Source organism: Planosporangium mesophilum (assembly GCF_016863255.1).
Classification (GTDB): Bacteria; Actinomycetota; Actinomycetes; order Mycobacteriales; family Micromonosporaceae; genus Planosporangium; species Planosporangium mesophilum.
Window position 1 is genome coordinate 65,851 of record NZ_BOON01000030.1, and the last position, 19,443, is coordinate 85,293.

The window sequence follows — 19,443 nt, forward strand, 5'->3', positions numbered from 1 at the left end:
CGTGCCCGAGCCCAGGCACCGGGAGATCGTCACCGACGGCTCGGCCGCACCCGGCCGGGGGCGCCGGCTGATCGACGCCACCCGGGTGCGCAGCATGATCAAGGCTGTCCGGGACCGGGCGCTGCCGTGGGGTCTCCGGCTGGTGTCGCTCGTCGTCACCGGCCTGGTCGCGGTCCGGGATTCGAGGCCGGTACGGGCGCTGCGGCGCGGGCCGCTGCAGCACGCCGCGAGGCTTGCCGCCCAGGCCCGGCGCGCGTGGCGCCGCTCGCTGCAGCTGCGGATCGTGTCGATCACGCTCGTCCTGTCGGCGCTGCTGGTCGGCGTCTTCGGCTTCGTCGTGGCGTCCAGGATCACCGGCGGCCTGCTCGACGCCAAGGTCCGGTCCGCCAGCCGGCAGGTGGACCAGGGCGTGGCGTACGCGGCGAGCCAGCTCAAGGGCGTCACCCAGTCCGGCGACCCGGCGCTGCTCTCCACCGTCCCGGCCGTCGTCGTGGCGCTGGGCAACACCGCGCAGGGCGGTCAGGTCCAGGTCGTCATGCGCGCCACCGACAGTTCGCTGCAGCCGCTGACCGCGCAGGCGCAGTCGCCGGCCTGGCCGAAGGCCGGTGCGTACGACGTGGTGTCGTCGCCCCGGCTCGTGTCGCTGCGCGAGGAGGTCGCCCGGGGGAAGGTGGCCCGCCAGTGGGTGACCGCCGACCCGGACGGCACCGGCGAGCACCGGTACCTGGTCTTCGGTTCGCCGGTCAGCAGCATCACCGACGGTGGCCAGCTCGAGCTGTACTACCTGTTCCCGCTCGACAACGAGGTCGCCACGGTCGACCTGGTGCGCACCACGCTGTTCGCGACCGGGGTGGCGCTGGTCGGGCTGCTGGCCATGGTCGCCGCCCTGATCACCCGGCTCGTGGTCCGGCCGGTACGGCTCGCGGCCCGCACGGCGCAGCGGCTGTCGGCCGGCCTGCTGGACCAGCGCATGGAGGTGCACGGCGAGGACGACCTGGCCCGGCTGGCCGCCTCGTTCAACCAGATGGCGGCCAACCTCCAGCGGCAGATCGTGCGCCTGGAGGAGATGTCGCGGCTGCAACGGCGGTTCACCTCGGACGTCTCGCACGAGCTGCGCACGCCGCTGACCACGGTACGGATGGCCGCCGACCTGATCTTCTCGGCGCGCGAGGCGTTCGACCCGGCGGTGGCGCGCAGCGCCGAACTGCTCCAGGCTGAGCTGGACCGCTTCGAAGGGCTGCTGGCCGACCTGTTGGAGATCAGCCGCTTCGACGCGGGGTTCGCGATGCTCGATGCCGAGCCCACCGATCTGGTACCGGTGGTGCGCCGCGCCGCCGACGGCCTGGCGTCCGTGGCCGAGCGCGCCGGTTGCCTCGTCGAGGTCGGCGTCCCGGCCGCGCCGGTGATCGCGGAGATCGACCCACGCCGGGTCGAGCGGATCCTGCGCAACCTCGTCGGCAACGCGATCGAGCACAGCGAGGGCAGGCCGGTACGCGTCACGCTCAGCGCGGACGAGTCGGCGGTGGCGGTGACCGTGCGCGACCACGGGGTGGGCCTGCGGCCGGGGGAGGAGAAGTTCGTGTTCAACCGGTTCTGGCGGGCCGACCCGTCGCGGGCCCGGCAGACCGGTGGCAGCGGGCTGGGCCTGTCGATCAGCATCGAGGACGCCCGGCTGCACGGCGGCTGGCTGGAGGCGTGGGGGGCGCCCGGTCGGGGCGCCCAGTTCCGCCTGACCCTGCCGGTACGCGCGGGTGACCGGCTGGTCTCCTCGCCGCTGGGGCTGGTACCGGGCGACGCGTGGCTCAGGGCGATCGAGGGGCCGGAGCCCGCCGCCGCGCCGACCGTGGCCGGGTCGATCGCCGCCACGCCGACCGCTGCGGACACGACCGCCGTCGAGCCGGGCATACCGGCCGTCACGGCGGACCGAAGGGGTGCCCCGTGAACCGGCGGCGCCGGCTGGTCGTGCTCCTGGCGGTCGCGGCCGCGGCGCTGCCGCTGGTCGGCTGCGGCGTACCGACCTCCGGACCGCCGATCGTGGTCAAGGACGCCCACCGCGACCGCGGCTCCGCCGCCTCCAGTAAGCCGATCGAGAAGAAGACCCCGGTGGGCGTGACCGACCCGCTGATCCTGGTCCACCGCTACCTGGAGGCGGCCGCCTGGGCCAACGAGGCCGGCCCGGATTCGGAGGCGATCGACAAGGTGGCGGAGGCTGCGCGCGGCTTCATGACGAGCGGGGCGCAGGCCACCTGGCAGCGGGGCCAGGAGATCACCGTGGTCCGTCCCCGGTTCAACATCCCCACGGCCACGGCCAACGGCACCCGGGTCGAGGTCGCCCTGGAGCCGATCGGCGTGTTGAACAGCCGGGGCACCCTCGAGCCGCGGACCGGTGCCGCCACGGTGACCCACCAGTTCAACGTCGTGCCCGCCGAACGGGGCCTCGAACTGCGCATCTCCAACCCGCCGCAGGGGATGATCCTCAGCGACGAGGGGCTCGGCGAGTTCTACGACATCCGGCCGATCTACTTCTGGGACACCGGCTACCGCAACCTGGTGCCGGACCTCCGGTACGTCGGCAGGTCGGCATCGCCGGCCAACGAGCTGATGAAGCTGACCAACTGGCTGCGCGACGGGCCCTCGGAGTTCCTGCGGCCGGCGGTCAACCCGCTACCGGCCGGCATCGAGACCAAGGACCTGCCGGTCATCGACAGCAACTCCGGCGTGGTGCGGATCAACCTGTCGGCGAAGGCGGCCAGCGTGCAGAGTCAGCTGGCGCGGTTCCTGACCCAGCTGAAATGGTCGCTGCGGCCGCGGTCCGGGACGCTGGAACTGCTGATCGAGGGGCAGCGCACGGACCTCGGAGCCGGGCTGGCGAATCCGGCCGTGACCCCGGACGGGCAGAAGGACCCACCCCGGTTCGGCGTCGTGGACGGGCGGGTCAAGCACATCGGCGGGGACTCGGTGGCGGTGCCCGTGCTCAACAGCGACGACAACTCCGGCGTCGTCAGCGCGGCGGTCCTGCGGGGCGCCGCGCAGCAGGTGGCGCTGGTACGCGAGGCCGGCCCGGGACGGGTACGGCTGTGGCTGGGCTCGTACAACCAGGCCGCGAAGACCGCCGAGTACACGTCCACCGGCCTGACCGCGCCGCTGATGAGTCGGCCGGCCGGGGTGACCACGCCCGCCGCCAACGACCCGGCCTTCCTGGTCGCCGCGGACGGCAAGCTCTTCGCCGTGTCCGTGGCGAGCAAGCAGTGGACGGATCGGACCCCGGTGGGCATGAACGGGGTCACCGCCGTGTCGGTCGCCCGCGACGGTCGGCGGGTCGCGCTGGTCGTGGGTGGCCGGGTGTACGTCGGCGTGCTCGCGTTCGACGGTTCGAGCCCGTTCGTGACCCAGTTGCAGGAGGTGCACAGCGGGCTGAGTGACGCCGTCGGGGTGGCGTGGAGCCGGGAGGGCTGGGTGGTGGTCGCGGGCCGTTCCGCCGGCCAGACCTCGCTGGTCGAGCTGACGATCGACAGCGCGCTGGTCGAGCAGATCTCGCTGCGCAACCTCCAGGGGCTCGCCGTGACCCGGGTGGTGGCCGACCCGATGGTCCGCCTCGACTCCGACCCGGACCGGGGTGGCGAGCGCGGCCAGATCATGCTCGAGGCGAACGGCCGCGCGTACCGCGTCTACTCCACCAGCGTCGACGAGTGGCCGCAGGATCCACCGACCGGGCCGGCCCCGTCCGGCGCACCGGCGAAGCAGTCGCCGCCGAGCGCGCCGTTCTTCATGGACTGAGTGCGGCCGACAATATGACAGGCGGGCCACCGGTAGGGTCGGACAACCCGATGCCATCACCTTCCTGGACGGACTATGGCCACCCGGTCGAACCCGCTCGCCGACACCTGGTCGGCGCTGGTCGACCTCGTCCTGCCGGCGGGGTGCGCCGGCTGTGCCGGTGCCGCCGGCCGGCGGGTCCTGTGTGGCGACTGCGCCGCGGCGCTCGCGGCGGCGCGACCTCAGCGGGTGCGGCCGCGGCCCGAGCCGCTGGGGATGCCCCGCTGCGTGGCGCTCGCCGCCTACGCGGGGGCCCTGCGGGAGGCGATCCTGGCGTACAAGGAGCGCGGGCGGCACACCCTGGCCGGTCCGCTGGGTGACCGGTTGGCCGACGTGGTCGCGGCGGCCCTGGGTGCGGTACCGGGACCGGTGCTGCTGGTACCGGTACCCGCGACCGCGGCGTCGGCCCGGGACCGCTACGGCGACCACATGCTCCGGTTGGCGCGCCGGGCCGCCGGCTCGCTGGCGCGGCGAGGCTGGCCGGCCGACGTCGCCTGCCCGCTGCGGGCGCGGCCCCGCCGGGACTCGGCGGAACTGTCCAGCGTGGATCGGCTGCGGTCGGCGGCGGGCGCGTTCATGCCGGTACCCGGCCGGCTGCCGGCCGTCCGCGCGGCGCTGGCCGGCGGGGCCCGGCTGGTGCTCGTCGACGACGTCGTCACCACGGGCGCCACGCTCACGGCGGTGGCGGCGCGGCTACGCACGGCCGAGGTCGACGCGTCGGTGGCGGCGGTGCTCGCTGCTACCCAACGTCACGTACCGGCCCGGTGACAGTCGGTTGCTATTTCGTTGTTCCGGGCATCTAAGGGGTGACGTGCGGCTTTCCGGAGGTTAGCGTCGAGATTCACCAGTAATGTCGAAGGCAGCGGAGCAACACCGCGGAACGACACCGCCCAGGGGTCAGGCGACCGTACGGTCGCAGCGTAGGGAGGTGACAGCGACACGAGTCGACCGGCAGCGCCGTCCGGGGGCGAGGCGCGCCGGTCCGGGAGTCACGTAGGGCGAACGCCCGAGTCCCACAGGACGAAAACCCACCTAACCCCGTCGGTCATCCGGTCGGGGTCCGCTACTCACCGTGGGGGAGGTCAAGCGTGGACATTGTTGTCAAAGGCCGTAACGTCGAGGTGCCTGACCACTACCGTCAGCACGTCGCCGAGAAACTGCACAAGATCGAGCGGTATGACCACAAGATCATCCGGGTTGACGTCGAACTGTTCCACGAGCGCAACCCGCGCCAGTCCGACCACTGTCAGCGCGTCGAGATAACCTGCGTGTCACGCGGCCCGGTCGTGCGCGCCGAGGCGTGCGCCGCCGACTTCTACGCCGCGCTCGATATCGCGATCACCAAGCTCAACACCCGCCTGCGCCGCACCGCCGACCGCCGACGGGTCCACCGTGGTCACAAGACGCCGGTCTCCGTGGCCGTGGCCACGGCGCCACTGGCGCAGGTCGACAGCGGGGCATGGTTCGGCCGGAACGGGAACGCGACCACGACCGCGCTGGCCGGGCCGCCGGCGGCTGAGTCCTCGATGGATGCGGCCGACGAGTACGCGTCCGAGTACGACGACCAGCCGTGGCACATCGTGCGCGAGAAGGAGCATCCGGCCGAGCCGATGACGGTCGACGACGCGCTGTTCCACATGGAACTGCTGGGCCATGACTTCTATCTCTTCATGGACAAGGAGTCCGGTCGGCCGAGCGTGGTCTACCGTCGGCACGGCTACGACTACGGGGTCATGAGCCTGTCCACGTAGTGGCGCCGGCGGGCGCCACTGAGGTCCGTGGCGGTTGCCCTGCTCGCTTCGCTCGCGGCCGGCGGTGTGGAGCAGTTGGGTGACCGCTTCGGCGTGGCCGTCGCATGCGGCGTACCGCGCGCGGTGCCGGGGTCGGCGTCGGCCGGGTCAGTGTCGGTCCACTCCGGGTTCCGGTGCCTTCCCGGTGGCTTCGACGACCAGGTCGTCGGGGAGCAGCGCGTACAGCAGATCGTCGATGCGGGCGCCGGAGACTCCGGGCAGCCGGGACCGCTGGTACCCCTCCCGCCGGAAACCGACCGCCTCCAGTACCCGCTGCGACGCGACGTTGGACGGCGCGGTACCGGCGATCAGCCGGACGATCCCGGTGTACTCGAACGCCCACGCGGCCAGCAGTCGCGCGGCCCGGCTGGCGTAGCCGTGCCCGCGCCAGGCGGGGTCGAGGTTGTACCCGATCATCGCCTGGCCGGTCGGCGGCTCGTTGTAGTAGAGCCCGATCTCGCCGGCGAAGGCGTCCGTGACGGCGTCGCGGATCGTCAGGTCCACCCGGGCACCGGCGAGCCAGGCAGCCTCCGCCTGGGCGCAGCGCCGGACGGCCTGGGGCTGGGACATCGGCTCGGGCGGTACCCGCGCGGCGATCACCTCGGGTAGTTGGTGGGTGCGGTGGACGTCGTCGGCGTCGTCGGCGCCGAGCGGCCGTAGCGTGACCGTGCCGTCGCTGAGCTCGCCGCCTGGCAGGTCGGGCAGGAGCCGGGGTACGGGCCCCGGCGGGTCGTCGACCAGGCGGCCCCACACGATCAGGTCGTACCGGTCACCGTCGCGGGTCACCCCGCCGCCGCGCTGCACGCCCTCCCGCGCGTACCCGGCCGCGATCGCCACCCGCTGGCTCGGGCCGTTCGCGACGTCGGTACGGATCTGCAGCCGGGCGTACCCCTGGTTGAAGGCCCAGGAGGAGACCGCGCGGACGGCTTCGGTGGCCGCGCCGCGGCCGCGCCCCCAGGGCGCCACCCAGTACCCGATCTCCGCGCTCTGGTGACCCACGGGGGTGACCCCGACGCAGCCGAGCAGCCGGCCGGCGGCCGGCTGCGTGATCGCGAACTCGGCACCACCGGCCGCCCACTTCGCCGGCGCCACCTCCGTGACGAAGGCGCGCGCGTCGGCCTCGGTGTACGGGCTGGGCAGCAGTGGCAGGAAGCGCTGGCTCACGGGGTCGGCGCAGGCCGCGGCCACGTCGGCGACGTCGTCGACCACCAACTGCCGCAGGGTCACCGAACCCGCCTCGATCACGTCCATGGGGCGATTCTGCCGTATTCTCGTGCTGCCGGGCTCATCAAGATCACCATGTCGGGGGCCCGGTACCGGGGAATGCCCGTCCCTGGGGTGACGTTGCGCTTCCGAGCGGGGGAAAACCCGCTCGTTCGCATGGAAGGGTGCCCCGTGTCGGTACGCGGGCGGCGGTTTTTGTCGCCGGGCGCCTACGATAGGTCCGCAGGCTGTTGAGGGAGCGCTGACCCGTGTCAATTTTCGAGAAGATTCTCCGCGCCGGTGAGGGCCGTATGGTCCGCCGGCTCCAAGCCATCGCCAACGCCGTGAACTCTATCGAGGAGAACTACACGGAGCTGACCGATGCCGAGCTTCGGGAGCTGACGGACCAGTACAAGGAGCGGCTGGCGGACGGGGAGGGCCTCGACGACCTGCTGCCCGAGGCGTTCGCCACGGCGCGCGAGGCGGCCCGGCGGGTGCTCGGCCAGCGCGCCTACGACGTACAGCTCATGGGCGGCGCGGCGCTGCACTTCGGCAACATCGCCGAGATGAAGACCGGTGAGGGCAAGACGCTCACCGGCGTGTTCCCGGCCTACCTCAACGCGCTGAGCGGCAAGGGCGTTCACATCGTCACCACCAACGACTACCTGGCCCAGCGTGACGCCGAGTGGATGGGGCGCGTCCACCGGTTTCTCGGCCTGACCGTCGGCGTGATCCTGCCGAACCAGATGCCGGCCGAGCACAAGGCCGCCTACGCCTGCGACATCACGTACGGCACCAACAACGAGTTCGGCTTCGACTTCCTGCGCGACAACATGGCCTGGTCCGCCGATGACCTGGTGCAGCGCGGCCACAACTTCGCGATCGTGGACGAGGTCGACTCGATCCTGATCGACGAGGCGCGCACGCCGCTGATCATCTCCGGCCCGGCCGAGCAGTCCGCCCGGTGGTACATGGAGTTCGCCAAGCTGCTCGCCCGGATGGAGCGCGGCACCGATGGCGAGGGTGACTACGAGGTCGACGAGAGCAAGCGCACCGTCGCGGTCACCGAGCGGGGCGTCGCCCGGATCGAGGACCGGCTGGGCATCGACAACCTGTACGAGTCGGTCAACACGCCGCTCGTCGGCTACCTCAACAACGCCATCAAGGCCAAGGAGCTCTACAAGCGCGACAAGGACTACATCGTCAGCGACGGCGAGGTCCTGATCGTCGACGAGTTCACCGGCCGCGTCCTGCACGGTCGCCGCTACAACGAGGGCATGCACCAGGCGATCGAGGCCAAGGAAGGCGTGGAGATCAAGCAGGAGAACCAGACTCTTGCCACGATCACCCTCCAGAACTACTTCCGGCTGTACGAGAAGCTGTCCGGCATGACCGGCACGGCGCAGACCGAGGCCGGCGAGTTCAACAAGGTCTACAAGGTCGGCGTGGTCAGCATCCCGCCCAACCGGCCGATGATCCGGATGGACCGCTCGGACGTCATCTACAAGACCGAGAAGGCCAAGTTCAACGCGGTCGTCGAGGACATCGTCGAGCGCCACTCGCTCGGCCAGCCGGTCCTGGTCGGTACGGTCAGCGTCGAGAACTCCGAGATCCTGTCGCAGCTGCTGCGCCGGCGCGGCATCCCGCACTCGGTCCTGAACGCGAAGTTCCACGCCGACGAGGCGGAGATCGTCGCCCAGGCCGGGCGCAAGGGTGCGGTCACGGTGGCCACCAACATGGCCGGTCGTGGTACCGACATCCTGCTCGGCGGGAACCCGGAGTTCCTGGCCGCGGCCGAACTGCGCCAGCGCGGCCTGGAGCCGGAGACCGACGAGTACGCCGCCGCCTGGGACGACGCGCTGGACCGCTGGAAGAAGCTGTGCGACGAGGAGGCCGACGAGGTCGTCGCCGCCGGTGGCCTGTACGTGCTGGGCACCGAGCGCCACGAGTCCCGGCGGATCGACAACCAGCTGCGCGGCCGCTCCGGCCGGCAGGGTGACCCCGGCGAGTCCCGGTTCTACCTGTCGCTGCAGGACGAGCTGATGCGCCGGTTCCGGGCGGGCGCCGTCGAGGCGGTCATGGAGCGCTTCAACATCCCGGAGGACGTGCCCATCGAGTCGAAGATGGTCACCCGTCAGATCCGGAGCGCGCAGACCCAGATCGAGGCGCAGAACGCCGAGATCCGTAAGAACGTCCTCAAGTACGACGAGGTGCTCAACAAGCAGCGCCAGGTGATCTACGCCGAGCGCAAGCGGGTGCTCAACGGCGAGGACCTGCACGAGCAGGTCCGGCACATGATCGACGACACGATGACCGCGTACGTGCAGGGCGCCACGGCCGAGGGGTACGCCGAGGACTGGGACCTCGACCGGCTGTGGAGCAGCCTGAAGCAGCTCTACCCGGTCGGCGTCACCGTCGACGAGCTGGTCGAGGAGTCGGGTGGCCTGGAGGGGCTCGACAAGGAGTTCCTCGAGGTGCAGCTCAAGGAGGACGCGCACGCCGCGTACGACCGGCGCGAGGAGGAGCTCGGCGCCGAGGTCATGCGGGAGCTGGAGCGGCGGGTGCTGCTCGAGGTGATCGACCGCAAGTGGCGCGAGCACCTCTACGAGATGGACTACCTCCAGGAGGGCGTCGGACTGCGGGCGTATGCCCAGCGCGACCCGCTCGTGGAGTACCAGCGCGAGGGCTTCGATATGTTCGCCCAGATGCTGGAGGGCATCAAGGAGGAGGCCGTCGGCTTCCTGTTCAACCTCAAGGTGCAGATCGAGGAGGTGCCGGCGCCAGAGGTGGCGGCCGGTACCCCGGCCCTGCCGCTGCCCGACAGCCAGACGCAGGTCGAGATCCGTGCCAAGGGGCTGGGTTCCCACCTGCCGCGCGCGCTGCAGTACTCGGCGCCGACGATCGACGGTGAGGCCGGTGCCGGCGGGGTCATGATCGAGCACGAGCAGGCGCCCGCCCTCGGTATCGGCGGTTCGCGAGACGGCGGTTCGCAGGGTGGCCCGCGCCTGTCCGGGCCGGCGCCGACCGCCGGCCGCAAGCCGTCGCCCGGCCCGTCGGCCAGCAACGGGCCGTCGCGCAACGCGCCGTGCCCCTGCGGCTCCGGCAAGAAGTACAAGCGCTGCCACGGCGCGCCTGCCGGCGCCTGACCCGTCGTGGCCTGAAGGTGGCCGTCCCGGACTGGTTCCGGGGCGGCCACCTTCCTGCGTTCACACGACCTCCAGCAGCGTGCACAGCCAGCTTCCGCCGCGGTACTCGAAGCGCAGCGCCATCGCCCAGGAGGCCTCGCCGGTGCCGAGCACCGCGACCGCCTCGGCGACGCCGGCGCGCTGCTCGCACACCCGGAGCCGGCGCACCACGATGCGCTCCCGGCCGGGCATCCGCAGCCGTACCGCCCGGCGGGTCAGTTGGGTCATGACGCCGGCGAACCGCTCGGTGGGGATGAGCGGCCGCAGGTGGGCGGCGGGTCGGAACCCGTTGAGCACCTCGACACAGGCGGCGACGAACCGGCTGACGGCGGCGTGCGCCGGGGGTGGCGTGGCGGCGCTGCCGTCCTCGGCACCCGGTTCTTTCCGCGCGTCTGTTCCGCTCCGCGCGCCTGCTCCGTCCCGGGCGCCGGTGTCGTCCCGGCTTCCGTGAACGGAGAGAAACAGCGCGAGTTGTCCCGGGCAGACCGGGTGGTCGTCGGAGCTCCGGTCGTCGTCGGCCGGCGGCTCGAGCGCGGGTGCCCGCCGGATGCGGACGAGGGGGCGGGGTGGACCGGGCGTGGTCAGGGTGGCGGTCATGCAAGCCTCCGCGATCCATATGATCTTGCGTTTGCTTACGTTTGCCTTCGAGCGTTTGTATCCAGGCTAGAGTGCGGAGTCAAGAAGGATGCCGGAAAACAGATCTCGGGAGGTCCGGCGGACCTCCCGAGACCGTGAAAAGCGGCGGATTACTCCTCGTCCGGCTCCTCGCGCCCGGTCAACGGGTTCTGCCGGACCCAGGCCGCGGTCTCGTCGTACTTGTGCTGGATGTACTCCTCGAGCCTGCTGCGCTCGATCCGCCACTGGCCGCGGCCGCCGATCTTGATCGCGGGCAGTTCGCCGCTCCGCACCATGTGGTAGACCTGCGACATCGATACGTTGAGCTGCTCAGCGACGTCGGACATGAGCAGGAACCGCGGCTCCATGCGAGTTGGCTCTCCGTGATCGGCGGGTGGGGCGGGTGGGCCCAGTTTGCCACCGATTGCCTCCGCCGTCCTCCGTCAGCCTCCCTTCAGGGCACCCTTGGACGCGCCCGGACGACTCGCCGCGGTGGTATCTCGCCGCCCGTGGGGGAAAGAGTTCAGACTTGTGCTGAAACACTTCCGTCCGAGCTGGACGGGGTGTACCAAAGGAGCGGTGCCGCCACCGGCGCCCATCACTGGCCGACTGGAGTGCACGCGGTGACCGAGTACGTCCGGGTATACCTGCCCGCCACACTTCCGGCCCTGGCGGCCCTGAAGGAGCGGGGCGAGCTGGAGCCACCGAGCGAGGCCCACGCCGTCACCCCGACCCTGCGCGAGTGGTACGCCGAGGGTGACGACGAAGAGCTGGAGTACGTGGCGTTCACGCGCGCCGCGCAGGGCGCCCTCCGACTGCTCCGCGACGACCCGAAGGCGCCCCGCCGCCGCGTCGTCGTCTCGGTCGACATCCCGACACAGGGCGTACGCCGGCACGGCGACCAGGAGCTGGGCTCCAGCCTGGTCTGGGTGCTCGGCGCGGTGCCGCTGTCAGCGGTGGCGGCGGTACACGTCGACGGGGCGGACGCGGAGGGCGACGTAGCGGCGGCCGCGGACGTGGTGGTGGAGGCGATCGCCGGCGACCCGGACGCCCAGTTCACCGTCGACGGCGCCGAGGACCACGAACTGGAGTGGTACGACCCGAGTGAGCTGGGTCAGCTCGTCTGATCCCGGTCCGCCGGCGTCCCCGGCCCGGCCTCCGGTGCCTCTGACCCGCCCCGCCCCGCCTCCGGCTCGGCCGGCGGTGCCTCGGTCGGTGGTGCTGCCTCGGCCGGCGCCGCCTCCGGTTGCAGGGTCCGGCCGAACGCGATCATCGCCGTGATCGCCCCGGCGAACATGACCACCATCGCGGTGTTGAGGCCCACGTTGCTCGACCAGTGCAGCGCGGCCTGGTCCGCCTCGCTGGACGCCGCGGCCAGCGAGCGCAGCCGCGCCCCGGTGGCCGCGGCGTCCAGGCCGGCGAGCAGGAGCAGCAGGCCGGGCCCGGCACCTGCGACGAGGTACGCCGGCCAGCGCAGCCCCTCGCCGCGCGGGCGCAGGTACCGGTACGCGACGAACCCGGCGACGACACCGCCGACGACCGCCACGAGCAGCCCCAGCCAGTGAACGGCGTTGACCTGGGAGGCCAGGTCCTGGCCGCCGCCGAACAGGCGCAGCAGCCGGTTGTAGTTTCCGCTGATCAGCACGCTGAGGAGCAGCCAGGCCAGGGTGCCGGCCACCGCCGCTCCCGCGACGGGCGGCCGGAGCGCCGCGCTGACCGCTCCGCCCAGCAGGCCCGCGGCTGCGACCCCGGCGGCGAGTACGAACAGCGACGAGGTCGTGCCGTACCCGGCGAGGATCAGCGCGGCCACCACGAGTCCGACAAGGAGGCCACCGCCGAGGGCGGCGGCGACGCGGGGTACCCGCGCACCGAGCGGCCGGGCGGCGGCGAGCCCGACGGCGGCCCCGGCGACCAGGCTGGCGGTGACGACCACGGGCAGCGTGAGGGCCGCCTGGATGATCGCCTGCACCCCGGTCGAGCCGGAGAGGGTGGCGTTCGCCGACCACAGGGTGACGGCCAGCCAGGCCACCGCCAGCACGGTGAGGACGCCGGTCGCCCAGCCGCGCCCGGTGCCCTCGGCCTCGGTCTCGGCGACGTCGGTGGAGACGGGACTGTGGGCGTCGGTCATCAGCTCTTCCTCACGGTCGGCCACCGGCAAGGGTACGCGGCCCGCTCGGCGCCGCTTCGCCCAGCGCCGCCATGATCGTCGTCGCGGCGATCTTGAGGGTGTTCGGGGCCCCGCACCGAGGCGTGCAAGGATGGGACCGGACCTCGCCAACGGCGCCGAGATCGATGTAGGAGCGTGCCCCCGTGGATGCTGTCTTCGCTGTCCCCGAACCGCGCAACGAACCCGTACGCGGCTATGCGCCGGGCACCCCCGAGCGCGACAGCCTGCAGCGCAGGCTCGACCAGCTCGCCGCCGACCGGCTCGACCTCACCATGACCATCGGCGGCCGGCAGCGCCCCGGCGGCGGCGAAGCGATCGACGTGGTCCAGCCGCACCGCCACGCGCACGTCCTGGGCGTCACGCACAACGCGACCAGCCAGGACGCCGCGGACGCCGTGGCCGCAGCTAAGCGCGCGGCGCCGATGTGGCGTGACTTGCCGTACACCGAGCGCGCGGCGGTCTTCCTGCGCGCCGCCGACCTGCTCTCCGGCCCGTGGCGGGACACCCTGAACGCGGCCACGATGCTGGGCCAGTCGAAGACGCCGATCCAGGCCGAGATCGACTCCGCCTGCGAGTTCATCGACTTCCTGCGGTACAACGTCCACTTCGGATCCAAGATCCTCGCCGAGCAGCCGCTGTCGTCGCCGGGCGTGTGGAACCGGATGGACCACCGCCCGCTCGAGGGCTTCGTCTACGCGATCACGCCGTTCAACTTCACCGCGATCGCCGGCAACCTGCCGACCGCGCCCGCGCTGATGGGCAACACCGTGGTGTGGAAGCCGGCCCCGACGCAGCAGTTCGCCGCGCACTTCACGATGCGCCTGCTGGAGGCCGCCGGGCTGCCTCCCGGTGTGATCAACATGGTCACCGGCGACGGGATCGCCGTCTCCGACGTGTTGCTGGCCGACCCCGAGCTCGCCGGCATCCACTTCACCGGCTCCACGAACGTCTTCCAGTACCTGACCAGGACGGTCGGGGAGAACATCGCGCGCTACCGCGGGTACCCCCGGCTGGTCGGCGAGACCGGCGGCAAGGACTTCGTGATCGCGCACTCCTCGGCGGAGCCGGCCGGGCTGGCCACCGCGCTGATCCGGGGCGCCTTCGAGTACCAGGGCCAGAAGTGCTCGGCGGCGTCCCGGGCGTACGTCCCGGCGTCGCTGTGGAACGGCGGCCTGCGCGACCGGCTCGCGGCCACCGCCGAGTCGCTGGCGTACGGCGACGTCACCGACTTCAGCAACTTCGGCGGCGCCGTGATCGACAAGCGCTCGTTCGACCGCAACGCGGCGGCGCTGGACCGGATCAAGAACAACGACGCGTGTACGGTCATCGCCGGCGGTACCGCCGACGACTCGGTCGGCTACTTCGTACGCCCCACGATCGTGGAGTGCACCGACCCGACGTACGAGGTCTTCACCACCGAGTACTTCGGACCGATCCTCGGCGTCCACGTGTACGACGACGGCGACTTCGACGACGTGCTGCGGCAGGCCGAGTCGGTGGCGCCGTACGCGCTGACCGGCTCGATCTTCGCCACCGACCGGCAGGTGGTCGACTCGGCCGCCAAGGCGCTGCGCTACGCCGCCGGCAACTTCTACATCAACGACAAGCCGACCGGCGCCGTGGTCGGGCAGCAGCCCTTCGGCGGCGCCCGCGCCAGCGGTACCAACGACAAGGCCGGCTCGTGGCACAACCTGCTGCGCTGGGTCTCCCCGCGCACGATCAAGGAGACGTTCGCGCCGCCGACCGACCACACGTACCCGCACATGGGCGCATGAGCGAGCGGACAGCGGGCTCAGCAGGCGTGACCGAGCCCAACTTCGGGGAGCAGGGCGGCCGGCTGACGTACGGCACCTACCTTCGGGTCGCGGACCTGCTGGAGCAGCAGGTGCCCGAGTCCGACCCGGCCGCCCACGACGAACTGCTGTTCATCACCATCCACCAGGCGTACGAGCTGTGGTTCAAGCTGCTGCTGTGGGAGCTGACCGACGCCCGCAACCGGATGCTGGCGGGGGAGAGCTACCTTCCCCGGGTACGCCTGGAGCGTTGCCGCTCCGTCGAACGGGTGCTCATCGGCCAGGTCGACGTGATCGACACGATGACGCCGCAGGACTTCCTGGTGTTCCGTAACAAGCTGGCGCCGGCGTCGGGCTTCCAGTCCAGCCAGTTCCGGGAGATCGAGTTCCTGTCCGGGCTGAAGGACCCGTCCTACCTGAGCCGCTTCCGGGGCCTGAGCGACGCCGAACGCACCAACCTGCAGCGGCGGCTGGACGAGCCGAGCCTGTGGGACGGGTTCCTCACGGTACTGGCGAAGGCCGGCTTCGCCGTCGGCACCGCCGAGGAGCGCTTCGACGCGTACCGCCGGATCGCCGGCGATCGGGAGCGTTACGGCCAGCTGTGGGACCTCGCGGAGGCGCTGGTCGACCACGACCAGTCGTGGTCGCTGTGGCGGGCCCGGCACGTCCTGATGGCGGAGCGGCAGATCGGGACCAAGCCGGGTACCGGCGGCAGCGTCGGGGGAGCGTACCTGCGCTCCCGGGTCGAGCTGCGCTTCTACCCGGAGCTGTGGGAGCTGCGCGGCCGGCTCTGACGCGTCTCGGGAGCCCGGCGCAGCGCCTCCCGAAGCACCTGCTCCGCGTCCGGCCCGGCACCCACCGCGTCCAGCGCCAGCAGCGCGGCCCCCACCACCGGGGGGTCGGTCACGACGGTCACCTCGGCCATCGGTGCCTGCGCGCGGAGCCCGGCGAGCACCGGTTCGTGCAGGTGCGGGTGGCGGGCGCGCAGCACCCCGCCGCCCAGGACGACCGCGTGCGGCGCGTACCGGAGACCGAGCCGGTCGGCGGCGACCCGGTGCAGGGCGAGCACCTCGTCGACCTGCCGGCCGACGATCTCGGCGGCGACCGCGTCGCCGGCGGCCGCGACGGCGAACAGGACCGGGCTCAACTCGCCGATCCGGCTCAGCGGCACCTCGCCGACGTGCAGCCCCTCGCTGACGCTCTCCACGCGGGCCCGTCCGAAGTGTCCGGCCACCGCCGCCGACAGCGCGGTGGGCCGGCCGCGGCCGTCCTCGCCGCGCGCCGCGTACCAGAGCGCCAGCTCAGCGAGGTGCTGACCACCGCCCCAGTCGCCGGAGATCTCCCCGAGGGACAGGAACCTGGCCGTACGCCCGTCGGCGGTACGCCCGACGCAGTTGATGCCGGCGCCGCACACCACCGCGACGGCGTCCGGATCGGAGGTACCGGCCCGCAGCAGCGCGAACGTGTCGTTGTCGACCACGGCAGCGTCCGCCCAGCCCGCCGAGGTCACCGCGGCGTGCAGCCGCTCCACCTCCGCCGGCAGGTCGGCGCCGGCGAGGTACACCGAGATCTGCTCGATCCGGGTGTCGGCCGCGACGCCGGCCGCCGACCGGGCATCGGTGATCAGCTTGTCGAGCAGGTGCAGGCAGCCGGGTACGCCGAGGCTGTGCGGCGACGAGCCGGGGCCGCGTACGAACGCGAGCACCTCGCCGGCGGCGGTGCCGAGGACCACGTCGGTCTTGGAGTTGCCGCCGTCGACGGCGAGAAAGAGGCTCACCGTGCCCATTCCAGGTGCTCGGCGTTCGCCGCCAGCAGCCGGTTGGTCAGCGCCTCGGCGTACTCGTGCTGGCCCACCAGCGGGTGCGCCAGCAGTGCCCGGTACACCCGCTGCCGCCCGCCCCGCAGCGCGGCGTCGACGGCGAGCTGCTCGTACCCGGAGACCGCGGCGACCAGCCCGGCCAGGTCCGGCGGCAGCGGCGCGACAGGCAGCGCGGCCGGCCCGTCGGCGCCGACCCGGGCGGAGACCTCGATGACCGACTCGTCGGGCAGGAACGGCAGCGTGCCGTCGTTGCGCAGGTTCACCGAGTGGACGCCGTCGGGGTCGAGGCCGTGGAGCGCGGCGATCAGGCCGACGGCGGCCTCCGAGTAGAACGCCCCGCCCCGCTGGCCCAGCAGCTCGGGCTTGGTCGTACGCGCCGGATCCCGATACATCGAGAGCAGCTCCGCCTCGATCTCGGCGACGCGCTGGCCGCGGGTGGCCGAGCCGCGCTCGGAGCGGACGACCTCATCGTGGCAGTAGAAGTAGCGCAGGTAGTACGAGGGGACACAGCCCAGGTTCTCCACCACGGCGCGCGGCAGACGCACCTCGGCCGCCACCTCGTCCAGGTGGTCGGCCAGCAGGGACGGCAACCGGTCGACACCGTCGACATAGGCCGCCCGCTCCCAGGTGAGGTGGTTGAGCCCGACGTGGTCGAGGACGACGGCGTCCGGTGGGACGCCGAGGAGCCGCGCGAACGTCCGCTGGAACCCGATCGCGACGTTGCACAGCCCGACGGCGCGGTGCCCGGCGTCGAGCAGGGCGCGGGTCACGATGCCGACCGGGTTGGTGAAGTCGACGATCCACGCGCCCGGCTTGGCGCGCTTGGCCGCCCGCGAGGCCAGGTCGAGGACGACCGGTACGGTCCGCAGCGCCTTCGCCAGGCCACCTGCGCCGGTGGTCTCCTGGCCGAGGCAGCCGCACTCGAGCGGGAACGTCTCGTCGCTGATGCGGGCCGTCTGGCCGCCGATGCGCAGCTGGATGATGACGGCGTCGGCGCCGTCCAGCCCGGCGTCCGGATCGCTGGTCCAGGTGACCCGGCCGGGGTGGCCGTAGTGGCCGAAGATCCGCCGGGAGAACCCGCCGACGACCGAGAGCCGCTCGGCGTCCGGGTCGACCAGTACCAGCTCGTCGACGCGCAAGCCGCAGTCACGCAGCCGGGCGAACCCGTCGACCAGCTCCGGGGTGTACGTCGAGCCGCCCCCGACGACAGCGATCTTCATTCGATCTAGCCTTTCACTCCGGTCAGCGTGACACCTTGGACGAACGCGCGCTGCGCGAAGAAGAAGACGACGATGATCGGGGCCATCGTGAGGACGGTGGCCGCCGTCACCAGGTTCCAGTCCACGTGGTGGACCGTGTGGAACGAGGCCAGCCCCAGCGACTCCTCTCGGGAGCGACGGATCGTGGGGGGTGGGATGGCGTCAGGTCGTCGTTGCGGGTACCGAGGATTCGTGTACCGAGGCGATGAGCGCCTCGCGGATGGCGGTGACCCCGGCGTCCAGGGCGCCGAGGAGGACCGCGTCGTCGTCGATGGCGGTGACCGCGATCGCGGTCTCCAGTGGCTCGACCCGTACCATCGCCGCCCGCACCGCGTCGCACAGCGGCCGGCCGCCGGCCTGCGCCACCTGGCCGGCGAGGACGACGAGGGGCGGGTCGAGTACCGCGACCACCGCCGCGAGGCCGACCGAGACCCGGTCGGCCAGCGCGGCGAAGAACGCCGAGGCTGTGTCTCCACCGGCGGCCGCGCCGGCGACGGCGGCCGCCGCGGTCCGCCCGTGGAAGCCGTGCTCGGCAGCGAGCGCGAGCACCGCGGGGCCGCCGACCAGATCCTGGAGATCCGTCTTGCGGTCCGAGCCGGGGTACGCGAACAGGGGCATGTACCCGATCTCGCCGGCGCCGCCGCGCGCGCCGCGCAGCAGGGTGCCGCCGAGGTCGATGGCGAGGCCGAGGCCCTCCTCGCCCAGCCACAGCAGCGCGAAGCCGTCGGCCTCCCGGGCGGCGCCGCGGCGCCGCTCGGCCACCGCGGCGAGGTTGACGTCGTTGTCCACGCCCACCGGGGTACGCAGGCGGCTGCGCAGGTCGCCGACGAGGCCCGGTCGGCTCCAGCCGCCGCTGACGCCGACGTGGTGGATCGACTCCGTTGCGGCGTCGTACGAGGCCGCGACCGCGAGCTGGACGTACGCCAGCCGGCCGGCCGGTATCCCGACCTCGTCGCGCAGCCGGTCCACGATCTCGACCACCGCGTCGACCGGCTGGGTGCGCAGGAAGTCCACGGCGATCTCGGCGCGACCACGCACCTGGCCGGACAGGTCACTGGCGGCGGCGACCACCGACGGGAGGTCGGTGTCGCCGCTGTCGCGTACGGACACCGCGACCGCGTATGCGGCGTCCGGGTTCGCCGCGTAGATCTCGGCGTTGGGGCCGGGACCACCGCGCAGTTGGCCGACCACGCCCGCCAGCCCGGCCCCGGTGAGCCGGCGCAGCGCCTCGGAGACGGTCGGCTTGGACAGGCCGGTGAGTTCCCGCAGGTCGGCCCGGGTGAGCTGGCCGCGCTCGAGCAGGTGTGCGAGTGCGGCGCTCTCGTTCATCGCGCGCAGCAGCTTGGACGAACCGGCGAGGCGGGACACCGCGGCTCCAACTGTAAGGCAGGTTGACTAACAGTTCCTCGGACCGTAGGCGCGCCCGATCGGTCCGTCAAGAGTCTGGCCTCCGCGGGCGCCGCCCGGGTGCCCGTCCGGCGGCAGATTCAAGAAATTTGATGGGTCGAGCCGCCGTATCGGGGCAGCAGTGTCACGTTCGGGACGGTCGGCTCGCGCCGGCTCCATGACCGGGTGACCCGGCGCCGGGCTTTCGCCCGACCGGGTCGCGCAGATGAGGCTCCGGTCCCGTCGGGTCACCCGGTCGGGGGACAGGGCTGGCTCCAGCGCCCCGTCCGGGATACCTTCTGGCCTGCACCGATGTACATCGACAAACGTTGTCCTATAGCGACTGTCCCGCGACGACTGTTCTTTGTGGATTCTGCGAAAACCTGGACGCGTGACTGAATAGATGGGAG

15 protein-coding genes are annotated in these 19,443 nt (G+C 72.2%); 8 read left to right on the forward strand and 7 right to left on the reverse strand.

Features of this window, described 5'->3' with window-relative positions; genetic code table 11:
- Position 1: 1 nt before the first annotated feature.
- The 4 genes from mtrB to hpf all read left to right on the forward strand — a co-directional run bounded on the left by mtrB (position 2) and on the right by hpf (position 5,567).
- Positions 2–1,942 carry an MtrAB system histidine kinase MtrB gene (gene mtrB, locus Pme01_RS15720; RefSeq protein ID WP_239088258.1) on the forward strand — a complete coding sequence of 647 codons (1,941 nt, stop codon included), beginning with the start codon at positions 2–4 and terminating at the stop codon, positions 1,940–1,942.
- On the forward strand, positions 1,939–3,777 hold the full coding sequence (locus Pme01_RS15725) for an LpqB family beta-propeller domain-containing protein (RefSeq protein WP_168116413.1): 1,839 nt from the start codon (positions 1,939–1,941) through the stop codon (positions 3,775–3,777). The genes mtrB and Pme01_RS15725 overlap by 4 nt, the downstream gene beginning before the upstream one ends.
- 75 nt (positions 3,778–3,852) lie before the next feature.
- Positions 3,853–4,584, forward strand: coding sequence for a ComF family protein (locus Pme01_RS15730; RefSeq protein WP_168116412.1), 732 nt, complete (start codon positions 3,853–3,855; stop codon positions 4,582–4,584).
- Between the two features lie 320 nt (positions 4,585–4,904).
- Positions 4,905–5,567: a ribosome hibernation-promoting factor, HPF/YfiA family gene (hpf, locus tag Pme01_RS15735; protein WP_168116411.1), complete on the forward strand. Its 663-nt coding sequence runs from the start codon at positions 4,905–4,907 to the stop codon at positions 5,565–5,567.
- Between the two features lie 147 nt (positions 5,568–5,714).
- On the opposite strand, the gene Pme01_RS15740 is transcribed toward hpf, so the two are convergent.
- Positions 5,715–6,857 carry a GNAT family N-acetyltransferase gene (locus Pme01_RS15740; RefSeq protein ID WP_168116410.1) on the reverse strand — a complete coding sequence of 381 codons (1,143 nt, stop codon included), beginning with the start codon at positions 6,855–6,857 and terminating at the stop codon, positions 5,715–5,717.
- Positions 6,858–7,078: 221 nt separating this feature from the next.
- On the opposite strand from Pme01_RS15740, the gene secA reads away from it, so the two are divergent.
- On the forward strand, positions 7,079–9,955 hold the full coding sequence (gene secA, locus Pme01_RS15745; RefSeq protein WP_168116409.1) for a preprotein translocase subunit SecA: 2,877 nt from the start codon (positions 7,079–7,081) through the stop codon (positions 9,953–9,955).
- A 60-nt stretch (positions 9,956–10,015) separates the two neighbouring features.
- On the opposite strand, the gene Pme01_RS15750 is transcribed toward secA, so the two are convergent.
- Positions 10,016–10,591, reverse strand: coding sequence for an Rv3235 family protein (locus tag Pme01_RS15750; RefSeq protein ID WP_168116408.1), 576 nt, complete (start codon positions 10,589–10,591; stop codon positions 10,016–10,018).
- A 149-nt stretch (positions 10,592–10,740) separates the two neighbouring features.
- On the reverse strand, positions 10,741–10,977 hold the full coding sequence (locus Pme01_RS15755; RefSeq protein ID WP_168116407.1) for a helix-turn-helix domain-containing protein: 237 nt from the start codon (positions 10,975–10,977) through the stop codon (positions 10,741–10,743).
- Between the two features lie 255 nt (positions 10,978–11,232).
- Between Pme01_RS15755 and Pme01_RS15760 the strand changes: the two genes are divergently transcribed.
- Positions 11,233–11,736 carry a DUF6912 family protein gene (locus Pme01_RS15760; protein WP_168116406.1) on the forward strand — a complete coding sequence of 168 codons (504 nt, stop codon included), beginning with the start codon at positions 11,233–11,235 and terminating at the stop codon, positions 11,734–11,736.
- Here the strand turns inward: Pme01_RS15760 and Pme01_RS15765 are convergent.
- Positions 11,724–12,737 carry a hypothetical protein gene (locus tag Pme01_RS15765; RefSeq protein ID WP_168116405.1) on the reverse strand — a complete coding sequence of 338 codons (1,014 nt, stop codon included), beginning with the start codon at positions 12,735–12,737 and terminating at the stop codon, positions 11,724–11,726. The genes Pme01_RS15760 and Pme01_RS15765 overlap by 13 nt on opposite strands.
- A 182-nt stretch (positions 12,738–12,919) precedes the next feature.
- On the opposite strand from Pme01_RS15765, the gene pruA reads away from it, so the two are divergent.
- Together pruA and Pme01_RS15775 are read left to right on the forward strand one after the other, a co-directional pair.
- Positions 12,920–14,551: an L-glutamate gamma-semialdehyde dehydrogenase gene (pruA, locus tag Pme01_RS15770; RefSeq protein ID WP_168116404.1), complete on the forward strand. Its 1,632-nt coding sequence runs from the start codon at positions 12,920–12,922 to the stop codon at positions 14,549–14,551.
- Positions 14,548–15,363: a tryptophan 2,3-dioxygenase gene (locus tag Pme01_RS15775; RefSeq protein WP_168116403.1), complete on the forward strand. Its 816-nt coding sequence runs from the start codon at positions 14,548–14,550 to the stop codon at positions 15,361–15,363. Before pruA ends, Pme01_RS15775 begins: the two co-directional genes overlap by 4 nt.
- On the opposite strand, the gene Pme01_RS15780 is transcribed toward Pme01_RS15775, so the two are convergent.
- From Pme01_RS15780 to Pme01_RS15795, 3 genes are all read right to left on the reverse strand, one after another.
- Entirely contained in the window at positions 15,327–16,355 is a 1,029-nt protein-coding gene (locus tag Pme01_RS15780; protein WP_168116402.1) for an N-acetylglucosamine kinase, read from the reverse strand. The two genes, Pme01_RS15775 and Pme01_RS15780, sit on opposite strands and share 37 nt — an antisense overlap.
- Complete coding sequence (locus Pme01_RS15785) at positions 16,343–17,608, reverse strand: 6-phospho-beta-glucosidase (protein WP_168116401.1); 1,266 nt, start codon at positions 17,606–17,608, stop codon at positions 16,343–16,345. Before Pme01_RS15785 ends, Pme01_RS15780 begins: the two co-directional genes overlap by 13 nt.
- Positions 17,609–17,809: 201 nt before the next feature.
- Positions 17,810–19,015, reverse strand: a complete 1,206-nt coding sequence (locus Pme01_RS15795; protein WP_168116400.1) for an ROK family transcriptional regulator — start codon at positions 19,013–19,015, stop codon at positions 17,810–17,812.
- Between the last annotated feature and the right edge of the window lie 428 nt (positions 19,016–19,443).

What these genes read in the sequence shown, in the direction of transcription:
- Pme01_RS15730 (WP_168116412.1), top strand. Translation starts at nt 3,853, where the DNA reads ATGGCCACCCGGTCGAACCCGCTCGCCGACACCTGGTCGGCGCTGGTC.
- Pme01_RS15740 (WP_168116410.1), bottom strand. Translation starts at nt 6,857, where the DNA reads ATGGACGTGATCGAGGCGGGTTCGGTGACCCTGCGGCAGTTGGTGGTC.
- Pme01_RS15750 (WP_168116408.1), bottom strand. Translation starts at nt 10,591, where the DNA reads ATGACCGCCACCCTGACCACGCCCGGTCCACCCCGCCCCCTCGTCCGC.
- Pme01_RS15755 (WP_168116407.1), bottom strand. Translation starts at nt 10,977, where the DNA reads ATGGAGCCGCGGTTCCTGCTCATGTCCGACGTCGCTGAGCAGCTCAAC.
- Pme01_RS15765 (WP_168116405.1), bottom strand. Translation starts at nt 12,737, where the DNA reads ATGACCGACGCCCACAGTCCCGTCTCCACCGACGTCGCCGAGACCGAG.
- Pme01_RS15775 (WP_168116403.1), top strand. Translation starts at nt 14,548, where the DNA reads ATGAGCGAGCGGACAGCGGGCTCAGCAGGCGTGACCGAGCCCAACTTC.
- Pme01_RS15780 (WP_168116402.1), bottom strand. Translation starts at nt 16,355, where the DNA reads ATGGGCACGGTGAGCCTCTTTCTCGCCGTCGACGGCGGCAACTCCAAG.
- Pme01_RS15785 (WP_168116401.1), bottom strand. Translation starts at nt 17,608, where the DNA reads ATGAAGATCGCTGTCGTCGGGGGCGGCTCGACGTACACCCCGGAGCTG.